Genomic DNA, 18828 nt, shown 5'->3' on the forward strand with positions numbered 1-18828 from the left:
CCGAAGAACCGCACAGGCCGTACGGACCACCGCACCGGCCGTACGGAAAACGGGAGTAAGGGGAGCGATCACTATGGTCACCACCGGGCTCGGGCCGCGACGGTCCGCCGTGCTGCGCCTGCTGGTCGTCGCGGTGGCGCTGGCCGGCGCGCTGATCGGCGGGCTCGGCGGCGCCGCCCCGGCCTCGGCGCATGCCGCGCTGACCGGGAGCACCCCCGTGCAGGGTTCGGTGGTGGACCACGCCCCCGAGCAGGTGACGCTCACCTTCTCCGAGGGCGTCGCGATGGGCGACAACTCGATCCGGGTGCTGGATCCGCGGGGCAAACGGGTGGACCGCGGCAAGCTGCGCAACCTGTGCAGCGACAGCATCGTCAAATACGGCGCGGGGCTGCCACCGGGGCTCGGCAACGGCACGTACACCGTCACCTGGCAGGCGGTCTCCGCCGACAGCCACCCCGTCTCCGGCGCCTTCACCTTCTCGGTCGGCGCGCCCTCCAAGGCCAGCGCCCCGGTACCGCAGCAGCAGGCCGGCGGCGGTCTGGTCGGCGCGCTCTACGGCGTCGCCCGCTACCTCGCCTACGCCGGGTTCGTCCTGCTCGTCGGCGGCGCAGCCTTCGTGGTGGCCTGCCGCCCGGCTGCCGCCCTCGTACGGTCCGTGCAGCGGGTGGTCGTCCAGGGGTGGGCGCTGCTGGCCGGCACCACCGTCGTGATGCTGCTGCTGCGCACCCCGTACACCGGGTCCGGCGATCTCGCCGATGTCTTCGACCTCGGCGGCCTCCAGCAGGTCCTGGTCACCAAGCCGGGCGCGGCGCTGGTCTCCCGGCTGCTGCTGCTCGCCGCCGCGGCGCTGTTCGTGGCGGTGCTCTTCGGAACGTATGCGCGGCTGCAGGAGCCCGCGGAGGAGCGGGCCGGGCAGCCGGCCGAGGAGCAGGAGGCGAGCGCATCGGGCGGGGCGGGCGCACTGGGCGGGGCGAGCGGCGGAGCCGGGGATACCGGTGACGCCGGGGAAGGGAACGCCGGCGAAGGGGACGCGGCCGCCGGAGAGAAGGACGCGGAGGGTGCCGGGCAGCAGGCCGTGGACGCCGCCGGCCTCGCCAGGCAGCGCAGGGATCTCACCTTCGGGCTCGCCTTCGGCGGTGTGATCGTCGGCGCCGGGCTCGCTTCGACCTGGGCGTTGGCCGAACACGCCTCGACCGGTCTGCAGTCCGCGGTCGCGATGCCGGTCGATGTGCTGCATCTGCTCGCGGTCGCCACCTGGCTCGGCGGGCTCGCGACGCTGCTGGTGTCCCTGTACTGGGGACCGCCCATCGAGCGGACCGCCGTACGCCGCTTCTCGCGGATCGCGTTCGGCTCCGTGCTGGTGCTGGTGGCCACGGGCGTCTATCAGTCCTGGCGGCAGGTCGGCAGCTGGCGTGCGCTGACCGACACCACGTACGGGTGGCTGCTGCTGCTCAAGGTGGGCCTGGTCGTGGTGCTCGTCGGGATCGCCTGGGTGTCGCGGCGCTGGACGGGACGGCTGACGGAGGTGCGGGCGGCCGGGGGCCGGTCGGCCGAGGGCACGTCGTCCGAGGCCCAGGTGCCGCAGGCCGACGAGGGCACTGCGGCGGAGAAGGACAGCGAAGCGGAGAAGGCGGCCGTCGGCGTCTCGGCCACGGCCGGCGCGGCCACCGCATCGGCTCCTCCCGCCGGTTCGGCTCCTTCTTCTGCTGCTTCGGCTTCGGCTTCGGCTGCCGCTGCCGCTCCCGCGCAGAGCCCCGACAAGACCGCAGGAGGCAACCCGGGCCAGGCCACGGACCGGAACCCGGGCCAGACCCCGGACCAGACGCCGGACCGGGCCCCGGACGAATCCCCCGACCCCGCCCGAGCCGCCCAACTCGCCCGTCAGCAAGCCGCCTTGCGTACCGCCCGTACCAAGCGGCAGCGCGATGCCGATCCGGAGCGGCTGGCGCTGCGCCGGTCGGTGCTGGCCGAGGCGTCGGTCGCCGTCGTCCTGCTCGTGGTGACCACGGTGCTGACCGCCACCGAACCGGCCCGTACCGAAGAGGCGGTCAAGGCCACCTCGGGCGGGCAGTCCACCGCGGCCAACCAGCCCCAGGTGCTGAGCATCCCGTTCGACACCGGCGGCCCGGGCGGCAAGGGCACCGCCCGCCTCGACCTCGACCCGGGGCGCAGCGGCAGCGCCAACGCGCTGCGGCTGCGGATCTCGGACCCGTCGGGCAAGGCGGTCGACGTCCCCGAGGTGAAGATCTCCTTCACCCAGAAGGCCAAGAAGATCGGGCCGCTGCCGGTCGTCCCGAAGCACCTCGGCAAGGGCCACTGGCGGGCGGACGGGGTGCAGCTGCCGGTCCCCGGGCAGTGGCAGCTCTCGCTGCTCGTACGGACCTCCGACATCGACCAGGTGACCGAGACCAAGAACGTGAAGATCGGCTGATGAGCAAGCAGACGTCCAGCAAGAACGCGCCCGGGAAGAAGACGCCCGGAGAGAAGGCCCCGGGCGCGCGGTCCGCCGGGGCGGGCAGCGCAGCGGGCGTGCCCGCACCGGCCGCCGCCCCGGCGCCCGAAACCGGCAACTCCCCCTCCTCTTCCCCCTCGCCCTCGCCCTCGCCCTCGCTGGAGCTCTCCCGTCGCCGGCTGCTCGGCACCGTCGGCGCGGCGGGCGCGGCCGGGCTGGTGGTCGGTGGGGCCGGCGGCGCCATCGGGGTCGCCGCCGCGCAGGCCGGCTCGCAGGACGCTGCCGCCAAGGCCGTGACCAGCATCGGATCGACCGAGGTTCCGTTCCGGCCGGCACGCGCCGGGCAGCAGGCGGGGATCACCACCCCGCTGCAGGCCACGGGGCATCTGGTCGCCTTCGACCTGGCGCCGGACGCGGACCGCAAGGCCGCCGCCGCGCTGCTGCGCCGCTGGTCGCGGACGGCCGAGGAGCTGATGGCCGGGCGGACCCCGGATGCCGACACGGGGGTCGCGCTCGACGCGGGCCCGTCCTCGCTGACCGTCACCTTCGGCTTCGGCCACAGCTTCTTCGGCCGTACGGGCCTGACGAAGCGGCGCCCCGTACAGCTCGACCCGCTGCCCGACTTCTCGGCCGATGCGCTGGACCCCGAGCGCAGCAACGGAGATCTGTGGATACAGATCGGCGCCGATGATGCGCTGGTCGCCTTCCATGCGCTGCGCGCGCTGCAGAAGGACGCGGCCGGCAGCGCGCGGCTGCGCTGGCAGATGAACGGCTTCAACCGCACTCCGGGCGCCACCGCACACCCGATGACCGCGCGCAATCTGATGGGCCAGATCGACGGCACCAACAACCCCAAGCCGTCGGACCAGGACTTCGACGAGCGGATCTTCGTGGGGCGGGACGCCGACCAGGCCTGGATGCACGGCGGCTCGTACGCCGTCGTCCGCCGGATCCGGATGCTGCTGGACGACTGGGAGAAGCGTTCGCGGCACGAACAGGAGCGGGTCATCGGGCGCCGCAAGGACAGCGGGGCGCCGCTGACCGGCGGCTCGGAGACCACCCCGATGCGGCTGGAGGCGAGCGGTCCCGACGGGCTGCCGGTCATCCCGGCCAATGCGCACGCACGGATAGCGGCGCCGGAGTCCAACCAGGGCGCGGCGATGCTGCGCCGCCCGTTCTCCTTCCACGACGGCTTCCGGAAGGACGGCGCCCCGGACGCCGGGCTGCTCTTCGTCTGCTGGCAGGCCGACCCGCTGCGCGCCTTCACCCAGGTCCAGCGGAAGCTGGACCGCGGGGACGCGCTGTCGCGGTTCCTGCGGCACGAGGCCAGCGGGCTGTACGCGGTGCCCCCGGCGGCCGAACCGGGCGACTACGTGGGCCGGCCGCTGCTGGAGGGCTGAGGAAACCGGCCGCTGCCGGAGTCCGAGGAAGCCGGCCGCTGCCGGAGGGCCGGGGACCCGGGCCGGGGCGGGCGGCCCCCCGGGGCCGGCCCCCCGGAGAAGTCCCGCCCGGGTTCCGCGGGGCTGGGTATCGTGGCAGGACAGGGAGAAGATCGGCGGGGTGCCCCCGCAGTGACGCGAGGGAGTCCTTATCCATGTCGGCCAGCCGCTATACCTACCTCGGCCCCGAGGGCACGTTCACGGAGGCCGCGCTGCGCACGCTTCCCGAGGCGGCGCCCCGCGAGCTGGTGCCGATGGTGTCGGTGCCGGCCGCCCTGGACGCGGTGCGCGCCGGTGAGGCCGCCGCGGCGCTGGTGCCGATCGAGAACTCCGTCGAGGGCGGGGTGACCACCACCCTCGACGAACTGGCCTCCGGCGAGCCGCTGATGATCTACCGCGAGGTGCTGCTGCCGATCGCCTTCGCGCTGCTCGTCCGTCCCGGTACGGTGCTCAGCGATGTGAAGACGGTGACCGGGCACCCGGTCGCCCAGCCGCAGGTGCGCAAGTGGCTGGCGGCCCAACTCCCGGAGGCCGTATGGGAGTCGGCGGCCTCGAATGCCGACGGCGCACGGCTGGTGCAGGAGGGCCGCTACGACGGTGCCTTCGCGGGCGAGTTCGCGGCGGCGACCTACGGCCTGGAGCCGCTGGTCACCGACATCCATGACGCGCAGAACGCGGCCACCCGCTTCGTGCTGGTGGGCCGCCCGGCCCGGCCCGCGGCGCCCACGGGCAGCGACAAGACCTCGGTCGTGCTGTGGCTGGCCGAGGACCACCCCGGTGCGCTGCTCGAACTGCTGCAGGAGTACGCGGTGCGCGGGGTGAGCATGATGCGGATCGAGTCCCGGCCGACCGGTGAGGGCATCGGCCGCTACTGCTTCTCCGTGGACTGCGAGGGGCACGTCACCGACCGCCGGGTCAGCGAGGTGCTGATGGGCCTCAAGCGGGTCTGCCGTGAGGTGCGGTTCCTCGGCTCCTATCCGCGGGCGGACGAGGCGTCGCCGAGCGTGCGGCGGCAGATGACGGACGCGGCGTTCACCGAGGCGTCGGACTGGCTGGCGCGCTGCATGGACGGGCGGGGCTGAGCCGCTTACGGGTGCTCCGCGGCCCGGTGGGCGGGCCCTGCGGAACAGCACGACCTGCAGCTTTGGAAGGGTTGCGGGTTATCCACAAAGTTATCCACAGGGCCGGTTCTCGACCTGTGGGTAAGTCGACACGAGAGTCGGACAGAGTCGACATATCGCCCTACTGACCGCACACCACTCCACAGCACCGCACGTCGGACACCGTCAGCACAATTCACGTGATCAATCCTTTAGGGCGAGGTAATCCCACACGAAAGAGTGCGTGAACGGGGTTTGGACAGGGAATCCATAGCCGAGCATTTCGGGAGCGGAATGATCGACTCCGACTTCCACAGATCTCACACACAGCCTGTGGATAACAATCCCGAAACCCTCGCCCCCTGTGGACAACCGGGGGGATCTCGGGGGATAACCAGGGGCCGCGCCCCGTTCCGACACCCCTCCAGCCCCCGTCCAACTCCCGTTGTCCACACCGTGGATCACCCGGCACCCGGGCCGCGAAAGCCCCATCGCGGACACTGCGAAGATCTCGTGACGGACGCCGCGAAGACCTCCACCGGCCACCGCAAAGGCCTCCGCCGGTCACCGCAAAGGCTCCCGCCCACCGCCGCCGAGGACCCCCTTCCCATCCGCCCACGGCACGGAATACGCGCGAATTGCCCACCCGTTTTCCCTCCCCTGACCCTAGGGGAATAAATTGCCCAAAACGGGCAAAATGACATGCCGGTGAATATCGCGTCGAGGGGCGGAGCGGGGCCCGGTAGCCTGGTGGGGTGATTGACCTTCGCCTGCTCCGTGAGGACCCCGACCGTGTGCGCGCGTCCCAGCGCGCCCGTGGAGAGGACGTCGCACTCGTCGACGCGCTTCTCTCCGCCGACGAGCGGCGCAGGTCGTCCAGCGTCCGCTTCGATGAGCTGCGTGCCGAGCAGAAGGCGCTCGGCAAGCTCATCCCCAAGGCCTCCGGCGACGAGAAGGCCGTGCTGCTGAAGAAGGCCGGTGAGCTGTCCGCCGCCGTCAAGGCCGCCGACGCCGCACAGGACGAGGCCAAGGAGGAGACGCAGGCGCTGCTGCAAAAGCTCGGCAACCTCGTCCACCCCGACGTGCCCGTGGGCGGCGAGGAGGACTTCACCGTCCTGGAGACGCACGGCACGATCCGTGACTTCGCCGCGGAGGGCTTCGAGCCCAGGGACCACCTGGAGATCGGCGAGCTGCTCGGCGCGATCGACGTCGAGCGCGGGGCCAAGGTGTCCGGCTCCCGCTTCTACTACCTCACGGGCGTCGGCGCACTGCTGGAGCTCGCCCTGGTCAACGCCGCCATCGCGCAGGCCACCGCGGCCGGTTTCACGCCGATGCTGACCCCCGCCCTGGTGCGCCCGCGCGCCATGGAGGGCACGGGATTCCTCGGCCAGGCCGCGGAGAACGTCTACCACCTGGAGAAGGACGACTACTACCTGGTCGGCACCTCCGAGGTCCCGCTCGCCGCTTACCACATGGACGAGATCGTGGACGGCGCCAAGCTGCCGCTGCGCTACGCCGGCTTCTCGCCGTGCTTCCGCCGCGAGGCCGGCACCTACGGCAAGGACACCCGCGGCATCTTCCGGGTCCACCAGTTCGACAAGGTGGAGATGTTCTCCTATGTCGCGCCGGACGACGCCCAGGCCGAGCACCAGCGGCTGCTGGACTGGGAGAAGCAGTGGCTGACCGGTCTGGAGCTGCCGTTCCAGGTCATCGATGTCGCCACCGGTGACCTCGGCGCCTCGGCCTCCCGGAAGTTCGACTGCGAGGCCTGGATCCCCACCCAGGGCAAGTACCGCGAGCTGACCTCGGCCTCGAACTGCGACGAGTTCCAGGCGCGGCGGCTCTCGGTCCGGATGCGCGAGACCGTCGACGGCAAGCAGAAGGTCTCGCCGCTGGCGACCCTGAACGGCACGCTCTGCGCCGTACCGCGCACGATCGTGGCGATCTTCGAGAACCACCAGCAGGCGGACGGCTCCGTGCGTGTCCCCGAGGTGCTCCGCCCCTACCTGGGCGGCCGGGAGATCCTGGAGCCCGTCGCCAAGTGAGTCCGTCCGCTCCGCTGTCCTACAAGCTCATCGCGACGGATCTCGACGGGACGCTGCTGCGCCACGACGAGACCGTCTCCGAGCGCACCCGCCAGGCGCTCGCCGCGGCCACCGCGGCGGGTGCGGCGCATATCGTCGTCACCGGCCGGGCCGTGCCCTGGACCCGGCACATCCTCGACGCCCTTGACTACAAGGGCCTCGCGGTGTGCGGGCAGGGCGGGCAGGTCTACCACGCCGGTGAGCACCGCCTGCTGACCTCGGTGACGCTGGACCGCCAGCTGGCCGGTCTCGCGCTGGCCAAGATCGAGGCGGAGGTCGGCCCGCTGCATCTGGCGGCGAGCCGGGACGGTCTGGAGGGCGAGGTGCTGGTCGGCCCCGGCTACCGCGTCCAGGAGGGCCGGCTGCCCCACGTCATGCTGGACGACCCCGGCGAGCTGTGGGCCGCACCGGTCAACAAGGTCTACATCCAGCATCCGGCCCTGGACGACGATGCGCTGGCGCTGGCCGCACGTCAGGTCGCCGGGGATCTGGTAGGCGTGACGGTGGCCGGCGAGGGCATCGTCGAACTGCTGCCGCTGGGCCTGACGAAGGCCACCGGACTGTCGCTGGCCGCCCGCCGGCTGGGCGTCACCGCCAAGGAGACCCTGGCCTTCGGCGATATGCCCAACGACATCCCGATGTTCGCCTGGTCCGCACGCGGTGTGGCCATGGCCAACGCCCATGACGAGCTGAAGGCCGTCGCACACGAACTCACCGCCTCCAACGACGAGGACGGTGTCGCGGTGGTGCTGGAACGGCTCTATCTCTCCTGACTGCCCGGGGCCGGGTCCGGGTCCGGGTCCGGGGGTGGCTCCGCGGGTTCCTCGGTCGGTCGCGCGGGCTGCTTCGTCCGTCGCGCGGGATGCTCGGCGTGCTCCGGTCCTCCGGCTGCCCCCGGGGTCAGCGGCCAGGCCGCAAAGCCCATGGTCAGCGCGATGGCATGGCCGAAGTCGGTGAAGGAGGCTCCGGTCAGCAGCGGGATGGCGAAGAAGATCAGCACCGCGGAGAGATAGCCGTAACGCCAGGGCGGCAGCAGCCGGTAGGTCAGCACACCGGCGGCCGCGGCCAGCCCGTACGAGACCCCGATGTCCACGACATGGGTCATCGAACGCGGCAGCCGGTGGCCCTCGATGGCCAGCAGGACGAGTTCCTGGCTGGCCAGGGTGGCGGCGATATGCGCACCGCCGACGGTCAGCAGCCAGCGCATGCTGCCCAGCCAACGCTCCACGTTGGCATGCACCAACTCGAACATCACCACGTAGAGCAGGAACGACGACGGGCGTTCGATCCAGAAGCCGCTGATGAGCAGCGACGGCAGCGGATGCTCGTTCAGCTCGTGGATGTTACTGCTGGTGCGGTGGACGAGGAACTGTCCCAGCCCCTCGGACGCGGAGGCGATGACCAGGCTGGTGATGCCGATGACCAGCAGCCAGATATGGGTGCCTGGACTGCTGCCAACCCAGTCCTTCACCCAGGTCAGGGGGTTGCCGGGCCACGGCCGGCGGCCGCCGCGCGGCGGCTCCAACAGCGGTCTCACCGTTGGCGTCCGACGGCGGGTGAGGTGGTGAACAGCGGCCCCGGCCCCTTGATGTGCCGGATGCGGGGCGCGCTCTCCATCGCCCGTACGCCGGGCAGCGCCGCGACCCGGGTCGTCAGATAGGTGTAGAGCGCTTCGGTGCCCTGGCACAGCACGGACGCGAACAGGTTGTTCGGTCCGGTGGTGGCGCAGGCGAAGGCGACCTCCGGGTGTGCCGCCAACGCCTCGCCGGCGGCGGCGAGTTCGGCGGGCGCAACGGACAGCCAGAGGGCGACCATCACGCCGTACCCGAACTGCCGCAGGTCGTAGTCGACGTCGTAGTACAGGACACCGTCCGCACGCAGCTCCGCCAGCCGGCGGCGGACGGTGCTGGGCGACCAGCCGGTGACGGCGGCGAGCTCGCCCAGCGGCGTCCGGCCGTCACGGGCGAGCGCGTCGAAGAGCCGGCGGTCGGCGTCGGTGAGCGTCACCGGGGTGGGAGGCAGGCTTGGTGTGTTCGGCGGGTTCGGTGGGTTGGATGGGTTCGGTGGGGTCGGCGGGTTGCGCGGGTTGGGTGGGTTGGGGCTCAGTTCGGCGATCTCTGCGTCGGTGAGTGCCCCGGACTTGCTGATCAGGCCCTGCGGACCGCCGAAGAATTCATGCAGCAGGCAGTGCGCGGTGACGCCGACGACACTCGGGGTGCGCGGCAGCTTCTGCAGCAGCAGCGCATCACTGTGGTCGCTGCTCGGGGCACGGCAGACGGCGGCGATCTCGGTGCCGCCGGACATCAGACTCACCCAGGACGTGTCCGTGCGGCGGGCCAGCGCCTCGGCGACGGAAACGGCGGCGTCCGGCGTGCACTGGACCCGCACCATCCATGCGATGTCGCCCAGCGCCTGCACATCGGCGAGCCCCAGCACCTTGAGCGCGCCGCTGGTGCGGTGCCGGGTGTAGCGGCGGGCGACGGTCTGGTCGGAGACGCCGAGCACGGCAGCGATCCGGCTGAACGGCGCCCGGCCGTCCAGCTGCAGCGCATGCACGAGCCGGCGGTCGAGGGCATCGAAGCCGGCGGGGCCGCCGGGGCTGCCGGGGGCGCCGGGGCTGCCGGGGGCGCTAGGGGGTTGGCCGGTGGCTCTCCCCTGGAACGTTCCGTCAGCCTTCCCGCCGACCTTCCCGCCGGTCTCCCCGTCAGCCTTCCCGCCGGTCTCCCCGCCAGCCTTCCCGCCGACCTTCCCGTCGATTTTCACCATTCGAGGCTAGCGCGTGTCGGATTGCGCCGCCGGGAGCGCGATGGCTGGGAGAGCAGGTGGCGCGGACCGCAGGGTGGCGTCGGCAATACGGGGCGGCGCCGGATGGCGCCGTGTCGGCAACACGAGTGAAGGAAAAAGGGCATGGAGAACGCACCCGAGAGAGGGACCGCGGCCGGCGGACGGGCGGCGGGCGCGGGCGGAGAGCCGGGCCGGAGACCGGCGGACGGTGCGGTGGGGAGGCGGGCCGGGAAGTGGTGGCCGCTGGCCGCCATCACCCTCGGCAACTTCCTGCTGCTGGTCGATGTGACCATCGTGAACACCGCGCTGCCCCGGATAGCCCACGGCCTGGGCGCCTCCTTCACCTCGCTCCAGTGGGTGTTGGACATCTATGCGCTGGCGCTGGCCGCGCTGCTGATGGTGGCGGGCTCGGCCGCTGACCTCTTCGGGCGGCGCCGGCTGTACGTGGCCGGGCTGGTCCTGTTCGCGCTCGCCTCGCTGGCCTGCGGTCTGGCCCCGGACGCAGGCGTCCTGGTCGCGGCCCGCGCCGTCCAGGGCGTGGGCGCGGCGGCCATGTTCGCCACCAACACCCCGCTGCTGATGGCCGCCTATCAGGGCCGGGACCGTGGTGTGGCCTTCGGCATCTGGGGCGGTACCAGCGGTGCCGCGGCCGCGATCGGCCCCGTACTGGGCGGGCTGCTCACCGAGTACGTGGACTGGCGGGCGATCTTCCTGGTCAATCTGCCGCTGGTCGCCGTTGCGGTGTGGATCACCCTGCGCCGGGTCGGGGAGTCGTACGGTGGCCTCCCCCAGCCTCGAACGAACCCGGCCGCGGGGACCCCCCTCGCCCGTATCGACTGGCCGGGTGCCGCATCCTTCACGGTGTGCGCGGGCGCGCTGACGTACGGGCTGATCCGCGGCGGCGAGGAGGGCTGGACGGAGTACGGGACGCTCGCCTCGCTCGTCGGCGCGGCGCTCGCGCTGCTGGTCTTCCTGGTCGTCGAGCGGCGGGTGGGCCGGCCGCTGCTCGACCTCCGGCTGCTGCGCCGGCCGTCGTTCGCGGCGCTGATGGCGGCGGCGCTGCTGCTGCAAGCCGCGGCGTTCCCGTATCTGTCGTTCGTGGGGCTGTGGGTGCAGAACGTCGTGGGCCTGAGCCCGGTGCAGGCGGGTCTCTCGGTGACGCCGATGGCGCTGATGTCCCTGCTGGTCGGCTCGCTGGGCGGCCGGCGGCTGCAGCGGATGGCGCCCCAACTCCCGGTCGGTGTCGGCCTGTTGCTCGTGGGAGCCGGGGCACTGGTGTCCTGCGCGCTGCTGGACGACGACTCCGGCTGGGCGTCGCTGGTCCCCGGGCTCGCGGTGAGCGGCCTGGGCATCGGGATGGCGATGCCGGTCCTGGTCTCCGCGGCGCTCGGCGCGGCGCCCCCGCAGCGGGCGGGCATGGCGAGCGGCGCCGTGAACACCTTCCGCCAGCTGGGCTACGCCCTCGGTATCGCGGTCCTCGGCACCGTCTTCGCCACCGCGCTGCGCGACACCGCACGGCCCGGCGCCTCCCGTACGGCCACCGGGTCCGCCTATGTCACCGGGCTGACGGACATCATGCTGATCTCCGGGGTGGTGGCCCTGGCGGGCGGGCTGCTGGTCCTTGCGGTGGTACGGCGCGAGGAGAGCGGCGACGGTCCGGCCGGCCCGTCCGCGGAGGACGCCGCGGCGGCTCCGGTGCGGGAGGGTGCGCGAGCGGGGGCGTAGCCACGGCGGAGCACGCCCCTGTGCGGGTCGGCACCCGGAACCGTACGGCCGTAGATGGTTCCGGGTTGCCGCCCTGGGCCCTGTGCCGATCTTCGCCGCGCCTCACACCCAAGTCAATCCTCTGACTTCCTTCCAAATCCCTTAGCAATAGCTTGTGTTGAGGACTACCGTACGTGGGTGACCCTCGATGATCTGCGCGTCTTCGTGGCCGTGTGCGAGGCGGGCAGCCTCAGTGCCGTCGCCCGCGATCTCGGCTGCACCCAGTCGGCCGTGAGCCAGCGCATCAAGCGCCTCGAACGGGAGGCGGGCAGCAGACTGTTGGAACGCCGGCCGCGCGGGGTGGCGCCCACCCAGGCGGGCCGGATCCTGCACCGTGCGGCGGCGGACGGCATCGGCGGACTGGATCTGGCGCTGCACCGGCTGGCCGATCTACGCGCGGGCGACGGCGGCACGGTCCGGGTGACCACCGGCGCCACGACCGTCCGGCACTTCATGTCCGAGGCGGTCGTCGCCTTCCGTGCCCACCGTCCGCACGTCAACCTGGAGTTCCGGACCGAGAGTTCCAGCCGCCGCTGTTTCGAGGTCGTCGCGGACGGCAGCTCCGAGCTGGCCTGGATCACCATCGGCCCGCCGGTACCGGGCATCGAGCAGCATCCGGTGGTCCGGCTGCCCTGGGTGCTCGCCGTACGCGCCGATGACCCGCTCGCCGGCCGGGAGCGGATCGAGCCCGAGGAGCTGGCGGGTATCCGGCACATCCGGCTGCCGGAGAACTCCACCTCCCGTATGCGCCTCGACGATCACCTCAGCCACCGGGAGGCCGGCCCCGTGCCGCCCCCGAGCACCACCAGCGTCGCCGACTGGGACACCGCCCTGCTGCTGGCCGAACTCGGCGTCGGCCATGCGGTCGTCCCCCAACTGCCGGGCCTGCACGCCTCCGTCCACCCGGCACTGCGGCTGGTCCCGATCGCCGCGCTGCCCCCACTGGCCACCGGCTGGGCGGTACGCCAGTGGGAGGCGTTGAGCCCGGCGGCGGTGGCGTTCGCGGAGACGGTCACCGCGTGCCTGGACGGGGAAGCGGAGACGGCGCAGACGGTGCAGACGGCGCAGACGGTCACTGCATGCCTCGGCGGCGAAGCGGAGGTGGTCGAGACGGTCACCGCGTGCCCGGGTGGCGAAGCCGAGAGCGTCAGGCCCTGACCACCGGCTCCTGGATCTCGGTGACCCATTTCTCCTGGTCCGGCGGGCACTCCAGGTAGAGCTCGCGGGCATACCCGGCGGAGCGGTAGCCGTTGGCGTCGATCCAGTGCGCGAGATTCTGGGCGGTCGGCAGGATCCGGCTCATCGGACCGTGGTGCACCACCGTGGCGGCGCTGTCGAGGCCGGGGAGGGTGACGACGTCGAAGCCGAGGCCGGTGGGGGCGGGTGTGGCAGAGAGGGCGGGTGTGGCGGAGGGGGTGCCGGGGCGGCCGGCGGGGCCGTCACCTGTGACGCCCGCCTTGGCCAGGGCCTCATGGGTGATCACGATTCCCGCGTGGACGACGATGGCGTCACCGCCGGCGTCGGCCGTTACCCCGGGGCTGGGTCCGGGTTCGGGTCCGGGTCCGGGGCCGGGTTCGGGGTCGGGTTCGGGCCCGGATTCGGATTCGGTCCCGCCTTCCCCCGTTCCCGTCCGCGGACTTCTCGTCCGCTCCGGTGCTGCCGGTGTCGCCGGGGCGTCCGGGGCCTCCTGGGCGCCCGGGGCGTCCGGGGTGTCCGGGGCGTCCTCGTAGTACGCCAGTCCCGGCCCCGCCGGGGTCACCCCGGCGGCCTCCAGCCGTCGGCACAGCTCGCCGTAGAGCGGCTGGATGACCGGCCCGATGTCCTCGGGCCCGTAACTGGCGGCGATCCCGCTCAGCTCCGCGAGCAGCACCGTGTCGGTGCGCTTGACCACCACATCGTCGGCAGACATACGTCCCTCGCTCTCGATCGTCCGGAGCCTCGCCTCGACCTGCGCCAGCCGCGCACCCGCCGCCGTCAGCGCCGCTTCCAGCTCCGTCCGCCGCAGCCGCAACATGCCGCGCAGCTCCGGCACGCTCACCTCCTCGGCCAGAATCGCCCTCACCTGCTGAAGGCTGAATCCGAGGTCCTTGAGCGCGATGATGCGGTTGAGCCGGGCGAGCTGGGCCGCCTCGTAGAAGCGGTAGCCGCTGACGGGGTCGGTACGGGCCGGGCGCAGCAGCCCGATCGCGTCGTAATGGCGCAGCATGCGGGCCGACACACGGCCGTACCGGGCGAAATCTCCGATGCTGAACATGACGCCTTCCAGTGGAGTGCTTTCCACCGTGTCAAGGTCAAGCGCGGCAGGCCACGGGACCCGTCCTTCGCGGACGGGCCGGACCGTCCCGGCGGCCCGGACCGCGTCCCGGTGTCACCACCGCTACACATTCGGTCACCGGGCAGCAGCATCGCGTCAAGTAGCGTCCACAACCCGTCAATGACGCGTCAGTGGTCGGCGGAGTGCCCGGTTCCCCGGGAATAGCGTCAGGGCCGAGCCCCGGCGTACGCGTTTCCCACCGGTCCGGGGCCGAGGTTCTGTCCGAGGAGCAACGCCGTGTCCCACCTTCTGTACGCGGAAGATCCCGAGCCTGCCGAACGTGTCCCGGCCGGGCTTCTCTTCGTCCCTGTCCGGTCGGGCCCCGCGGGCTGCACCGCCCGCCTGTTCCGTACCCCGCTCGGTGGCCGTACCGCCGTCGGCTTCACCTCGCCCCAGCGACTCGCCGCGGCACTCGGCAGCGATCAGCCCTGGGTCAGGCTCTCCGAGTCCGCGCTGCGTGCGCTGGCCGAACCCGTCGGAGCGACGGCCTTGACCGTCGATCCGCGGTTCGCCCCCGGCATTCCCCGTGGTCAGCATCTACGGGCAGTCTGAGGGAGAGACACTGCCATGAGCCACAGCACACTGCCCCAGACCACTCACCAGACGAGTCACCGGACGACTGACCGGACGACTGACCGAGCGACTGACCGAGCGACTGACCGGACCGGTGCTCCGTCGCCGGCCACCGCCGTGGCGAGCGCGCCACCGGCCGCCACCCCGCCGCCCTCCGCCAACGAGCATCCATCCGCCGGCCGGCTGCTGTCCGCGAAGGAACCACCGTCCGCCGACAAGCCCTTGTCCAGCGCCGTCGAGTTGCTGTCCACCGCCGACGAGCTGCTGTCCACCGCCGAAGTGCCGCCGTCCGCCGACGAACCGTTGTCCATCTGGCCCGGGTCCGCGGCACCGCTCGGCCGCGACGACCTCGCCGTGGGCGGCGTTCCGCTCACCGAGGTCGCCGACCGCTTCGGCACCCCCGCCTACGTCCTGGACGAAGCCGAGGTTCGCCACCGCTGCCGCGCCTACCTTCGGGCCTTCCCGGGCGCCGACGTCTTCTACGCCGCCAAGGCATTCCTGTGCCGCGCCATGGTCCACTGGGTGCGGGAGGAAGGGCTCGGCCTGGACGTCTGCTCCGCCGGCGAGCTGGAGTTGGCCGTCACCAGCGGCTTCCCGCCCGCGCGGATCGTGCTGCACGGCAACGCCAAGAGCCCGGCCGACCTGCGGGCGGCGCTGCGGCTCGGCGTCGGCCGGATCGTCATCGACAGCACCTCGGAGATCGCCCGGCTGGCCGCCGCGATCCCGGCGGGCAGCCGGCAGAAGGTGCTGATCCGGGTCGTGCCGGGCATCGCCGCCGGCGGCCACGCCAAGATCCGTACCGGGACCGACGACCAGAAGTTCGGGCTGTCGCTCGCCGACGGCTCCGCACAGCACGCCATCGCGCGGGCACTCAGCCAGCCCCGCCTCGAACTGGTCGGCCTGCACTGCCACTTGGGCTCGCAGATCACCACCGTCAAGCCCTATCTCTCGGCCGTACGCCGACTGATCGGCTTGCTGGCCCGGATCCATGAGCAGCACGGCATCACCCTGCCCGAGCTGGACCTCGGGGGCGGCCACGGCGTCGCCTACCGGCCCGGCGAGCCCACGCTCGATCTGGCCTCCCTCGGCGACCGGATCCGCGCCGAACTGGCCGGCGGCTGCGCGGCGGCCGGGCTGCCGGTGCCACGGCTCGCCATCGAACCCGGCCGCGCCATCGCGGGGCCTGCCGGTGTCGTCCTCTACCGGGTGCTGTCCGTCAAACGCACCGGTGCGCACACGTTCGTGGCGGTGGACGGCGGGATGAGCGACAACCCGCGGCCGGCGCTCTACGGGGTGCGCTATGCGCCGCGGCTGATCGGCCGCCGCACGTCCGCCGCACCGGAACCGGTCACCGTGGTCGGACGGCACTGCGAGGCCGGCGATGTGCTCGCCGCCGATGTCCGGCTGCCCGGCGACATCCGTCCCGGCGATCTGCTGGCCGTTCCCGTCGCCGGTGCGTACCACCTCTCGATGGCCTCCGGCTACAACCTCGTCGGCCGGCCACCGGTCATCGCCGTCGCCGAAGGGCACGCCCGCCTTCTTGTACGGCGCGAATCCCTCGCGGACATCCAGGAGCGGGACATCGGGCTGTGACGCCGGGAGGGCCCGCCGCGCCGCGTCCCCGCCTCCCGCGGGCGCCCGGCGGGCCCTCACCGAGCCTTCACGGGGCGGCCTGATCGAACCCGTCGGCCCGGCCTCGGCCCCCTCCCCTCTGTGGCTTGGGCACTTGGGCGTTGGCCCTTGGCCCTTGGGCCTCGGGCCTTGGGCCTCGGGCCTCGGGCCTCGGTTCCGGCGGGTTCCCAGCTGTCGCACACCTCGGATTCCCTTGCATCCCTCACGCCCCTCACATCCCTCACGTCCCTCACATCCCTCACGCCCCTCGCCTCCCTCCCTCCCCTTCCCTGACTTCCCTCACTTCCGTGTATGGTGAATGCATCAGTTGTAGGATGACCGGGCAAGAGCGCGGATCTGGACCGGATCGGATCGGGCATGGCACTGCAGGCAGCGGGGCGGCAATCCCTCGTGGACACCGTCGTCGAAGCCCTGCGGTCCCAGTTGACGGCCGGGGAGTGGCAGGTGGGGTCCCGGATCCCCACCGAGCATGCGCTCGCCGAACAGCTCCAGGTCGGCCGTAACACCATCCGCGAGGCGGTACGGGTGCTCGTACACGCCGGGATGCTGCGCTCACGGCAGGGCGAAGGCACCTTCGTCGTCTCCACCACTGACCCGGGCGACATCATGCGCGGCGTCCAGCGGGCCGGAATCCGTGACGTACTGGAGCTGCGCATCGCACTGGAGGCGGAAGCGGCCCGACTGGCAGCGCTCCGCCATCTGCCCGCCGATCTGGAGCGGATGCGGGCGGCCCTGGACGCTCAGGCCGAGCTGGCGGACGCGGAGGGACATCCCGACGCCGACAGCCTGGAGCTCTACGCCGATCACGACATCGCCTTCCACAAGGCCGTCGTCGAGGCCGCGCACAACACCGCGCTGACGGCGACCTACGGCTGGTTCAGCAGCTCGGTACGGGAGTCGCTGGTCAACTATCTCGGCGACCGGGCGATGCCGAAGATCGTGCACGGCGATCATGTCGCGGTTTTGGACGCGATCGCGGCGGGCGACCCGGAGACCGCTCAGCAGGCCATCCGCGAGGTGCTGGAAAAACCGAAGCGGGCGGTGGAGAACCTGCTGGCCGGCCGCTGACGCCCTCGCTCGCTTCCGTCTTTGCCGAATTGCCGCTTCAACTCCCTTCCCCGAACGCACACCACCCTTGGCGAGGTACGCACGTATGGCAGGGCCCAGGTCCGAAGCAACCTTGATCGACGCCGAGGAAGACCTGGTCGCGACACCGCCGGTCGCCACGGCCCGCCGGCGCCTGCGGGCCCACCCGGCCCTGCTCATGGCCGGAATCGTGCTTGCCGCGGTCAATATGCGGGCGGCGCTGGCCGGGGTCTCGCCATTGCTCGGCGAGATCGGCCGGCACTTCCAGCTGACCGCGACGGCCAGCAGCCTGGTGACGACGATTCCGCTGATCTTCATGGGCCTCGGTTCGATCGTGGCACCGAAGCTGGCACGCCGGTGGGGCACGGAGGCGGCGCTGTGCGGGGCACTGGTGGCCCTGTGCGGCGGCATCGTGCTGCGGATCGCCCCGCCGGTGGTCGCGTTGTTCGCCGGGTGTGCCGTGGTCGGTACCTCCATAGCCCTGCTGAACGTGCTGATGCCGGGCCTGATCAAGCGGGACTTCCCGGAGCGGGCCGCGGGCATGACGGCGCTGTACTCGACCGCGATGATCCTGGGCGCGACGGTCTCGGCCGCCTCCGCGGTCCCGCTGGAGAGCGCGCTCGGCAGCTGGCAGGGCGCGCTGGTCTCCTGGTCACTGCCGGCCGCCGTCGCCGCGGTCGTCTGGATTCCGCAGACGCTCATGGCCCGGCGCGGCACCCGCCACGGCGCGGCCGCGGCCACCCCTCTGCACGTCGGCGAGGACGGGCCGAGGTTGAGCCGTTCCCCGCTGGCCTGGCAGGTCACGCTCTTCATGGGCTCGCAGTCGCTGATCGCGTACGTGTCCATCGCCTGGATGCCGACGATCTTCACCGACCACGGCATGGGCAAGGGTGAAGCGGGCCTGGTCTTCGCCTTCAGCACGCTGCTGCAGATGGTCGGTTCGTTCATCGTGCCGATGCTCGCGGGGCGAATGCGGCGTCAGCGGCTGCTGGCAGTGGCCGTGTCCGGGCTGATGGCCTGCGGCATCAGCGGACTGCTGGTGGCGCCGGTGGCGGGCGCCTGGTTGTGGGCGGCGCTCCTCGGCGTCGGGCAAGGCGGTGCACTGGGCCTGGCCCTGACGATGATGGTGCTGCGCTCCGGCGATGCCCACACCGCTGCCCGCCTCTCCGGTATGGCCCAGACCGGCGGGTACCTCCTGGCGGCCGCCGGCCCCCTCGTCCTGGGGGCCGTCCACCAGGCCACCCGCGGCTGGACCGTCCCCCTTGTGCTGCTGATCGCCGTCTGCGCCGGACTGGCCCTGGTGGGCGTGGGTGCGGGGCGGGACCAGCGGATCGGAGCACCGGCCGTCCGGTGAGGAAGGCGGGGTGAGGAAGGCGGGGCGGGGGCGTAAGGGCAGAGGGCCCGGCGTAAGGAAAGAGGGCCCGGCGTAAGGGCACACGGCCGGGGGCCCTCAAGGCCCGAGGTCGTGGCGGGCTGGGGCCGGGCCGCCGGGAGGGAGCTGGGGCGGGGACCATCGGGTGGTGGGGTGGGACCGGCGGAGCTGGGGTGGGGCTGCCGGCGGAGTGCGGCAGGCCGCCATCGGGCTGATGCGGCGGCCTGG

The 18828-nt window shown here is 72.3% G+C and carries 14 protein-coding genes; 11 read left to right on the forward strand and 3 right to left on the reverse strand.

Features of this window, described 5'->3' with window-relative positions:
- Positions 1–73: 73 nt before the first annotated feature.
- The 5 genes from ACF088_RS16895 (at position 74) to ACF088_RS16915 (ending at position 7848) form a co-directional block, all read left to right on the forward strand.
- Positions 74–2431, forward strand: coding sequence for a copper resistance protein CopC (locus ACF088_RS16895; RefSeq protein WP_392376525.1), 2358 nt, complete (start codon positions 74–76; stop codon positions 2429–2431).
- Entirely contained in the window at positions 2431–3852 is a 1422-nt protein-coding gene (gene efeB / locus ACF088_RS16900; RefSeq protein WP_392376526.1) for an iron uptake transporter deferrochelatase/peroxidase subunit, read from the forward strand. The genes ACF088_RS16895 and efeB overlap by 1 nt, the downstream gene beginning before the upstream one ends.
- 194 nt (positions 3853–4046) lie before the next feature.
- Positions 4047–4973: a prephenate dehydratase gene (gene pheA / locus ACF088_RS16905; RefSeq protein ID WP_392376527.1), complete on the forward strand. Its 927-nt coding sequence runs from the start codon at positions 4047–4049 to the stop codon at positions 4971–4973.
- Between the two features lie 773 nt (positions 4974–5746).
- Complete coding sequence (gene serS / locus ACF088_RS16910) at positions 5747–7036, forward strand: serine--tRNA ligase (RefSeq protein WP_392376528.1); 1290 nt, start codon at positions 5747–5749, stop codon at positions 7034–7036.
- Positions 7033–7848: an HAD family hydrolase gene (locus ACF088_RS16915; RefSeq protein ID WP_392376529.1), complete on the forward strand. Its 816-nt coding sequence runs from the start codon at positions 7033–7035 to the stop codon at positions 7846–7848. The genes serS and ACF088_RS16915 overlap by 4 nt, the downstream gene beginning before the upstream one ends.
- On the opposite strand, the gene ACF088_RS16920 is transcribed toward ACF088_RS16915, so the two are convergent.
- Both ACF088_RS16920 and ACF088_RS16925 read right to left on the reverse strand, forming a co-directional pair.
- Positions 7836–8555, reverse strand: a complete 720-nt coding sequence (locus ACF088_RS16920) for a rhomboid-like protein (protein ID WP_392376638.1) — start codon at positions 8553–8555, stop codon at positions 7836–7838. The genes ACF088_RS16915 and ACF088_RS16920 overlap by 13 nt on opposite strands.
- 53 nt (positions 8556–8608) lie before the next feature.
- Complete coding sequence (locus ACF088_RS16925; protein ID WP_392376639.1) at positions 8609–9631, reverse strand: Lrp/AsnC family transcriptional regulator; 1023 nt, start codon at positions 9629–9631, stop codon at positions 8609–8611.
- 351 nt (positions 9632–9982) lie between these two features.
- Here ACF088_RS16925 and ACF088_RS16930 point away from each other — a divergent pair, with 351 nt between their 5' ends.
- Both ACF088_RS16930 and ACF088_RS16935 read left to right on the forward strand, forming a co-directional pair.
- A complete protein-coding gene (locus ACF088_RS16930) occupies positions 9983–11584 on the forward strand; it encodes an MFS transporter (RefSeq protein ID WP_392376530.1) in 1602 nt (533 codons plus the stop codon).
- Positions 11585–11761: 177 nt separating this feature from the next.
- Positions 11762–12781, forward strand: coding sequence for a LysR family transcriptional regulator (locus tag ACF088_RS16935; protein WP_392376531.1), 1020 nt, complete (start codon positions 11762–11764; stop codon positions 12779–12781).
- Here ACF088_RS16935 and ACF088_RS16940 read toward each other — a convergent pair.
- A complete protein-coding gene (locus ACF088_RS16940; RefSeq protein WP_392376532.1) occupies positions 12771–13877 on the reverse strand; it encodes a MerR family transcriptional regulator in 1107 nt (368 codons plus the stop codon). The genes ACF088_RS16935 and ACF088_RS16940 overlap by 11 nt on opposite strands.
- Positions 13878–14174: 297 nt before the next feature.
- Here ACF088_RS16940 and ACF088_RS16945 point away from each other — a divergent pair, with 297 nt between their 5' ends.
- The 4 genes from ACF088_RS16945 (at position 14175) to ACF088_RS16960 (ending at position 18582) form a co-directional block, all read left to right on the forward strand.
- Positions 14175–14489, forward strand: a complete 315-nt coding sequence (locus tag ACF088_RS16945) for an SAV_915 family protein (RefSeq protein ID WP_392376533.1) — start codon at positions 14175–14177, stop codon at positions 14487–14489.
- A gap of 15 nt (positions 14490–14504) precedes the next feature.
- Positions 14505–16103, forward strand: coding sequence for a diaminopimelate decarboxylase (gene lysA / locus ACF088_RS16950; RefSeq protein WP_392376534.1), 1599 nt, complete (start codon positions 14505–14507; stop codon positions 16101–16103).
- A gap of 396 nt (positions 16104–16499) precedes the next feature.
- Positions 16500–17210, forward strand: a complete 711-nt coding sequence (locus tag ACF088_RS16955; RefSeq protein WP_392376535.1) for a FadR/GntR family transcriptional regulator — start codon at positions 16500–16502, stop codon at positions 17208–17210.
- A gap of 85 nt (positions 17211–17295) precedes the next feature.
- Complete coding sequence (locus tag ACF088_RS16960; RefSeq protein WP_392376536.1) at positions 17296–18582, forward strand: CynX/NimT family MFS transporter; 1287 nt, start codon at positions 17296–17298, stop codon at positions 18580–18582.
- Positions 18583–18828: the final 246 nt, after the last annotated feature.

Origin of the sequence: Streptomyces sp. NPDC015125 (genome assembly GCF_043080045.1) — a bacterium.
In the GTDB taxonomy this organism is placed as follows: domain Bacteria; phylum Actinomycetota; class Actinomycetes; order Streptomycetales; family Streptomycetaceae; genus Streptomyces.

Coding starts and splice junctions, on each gene's coding strand:
- ACF088_RS16895 (WP_392376525.1), top strand. CDS start 74: ATGGTCACCACCGGGCTCGGGCCGCGACGGTCCGCCGTGCTGCGCCTG.
- efeB (WP_392376526.1), top strand. CDS start 2,431: ATGAGCAAGCAGACGTCCAGCAAGAACGCGCCCGGGAAGAAGACGCCC.
- pheA (WP_392376527.1), top strand. CDS start 4,047: ATGTCGGCCAGCCGCTATACCTACCTCGGCCCCGAGGGCACGTTCACG.
- ACF088_RS16930 (WP_392376530.1), top strand. CDS start 9,983: ATGGAGAACGCACCCGAGAGAGGGACCGCGGCCGGCGGACGGGCGGCG.
- ACF088_RS16940 (WP_392376532.1), bottom strand. CDS start 13,877: ATGTTCAGCATCGGAGATTTCGCCCGGTACGGCCGTGTGTCGGCCCGC.
- lysA (WP_392376534.1), top strand. CDS start 14,505: ATGAGCCACAGCACACTGCCCCAGACCACTCACCAGACGAGTCACCGG.
- ACF088_RS16955 (WP_392376535.1), top strand. CDS start 16,500: ATGGCACTGCAGGCAGCGGGGCGGCAATCCCTCGTGGACACCGTCGTC.
- ACF088_RS16960 (WP_392376536.1), top strand. CDS start 17,296: ATGGCAGGGCCCAGGTCCGAAGCAACCTTGATCGACGCCGAGGAAGAC.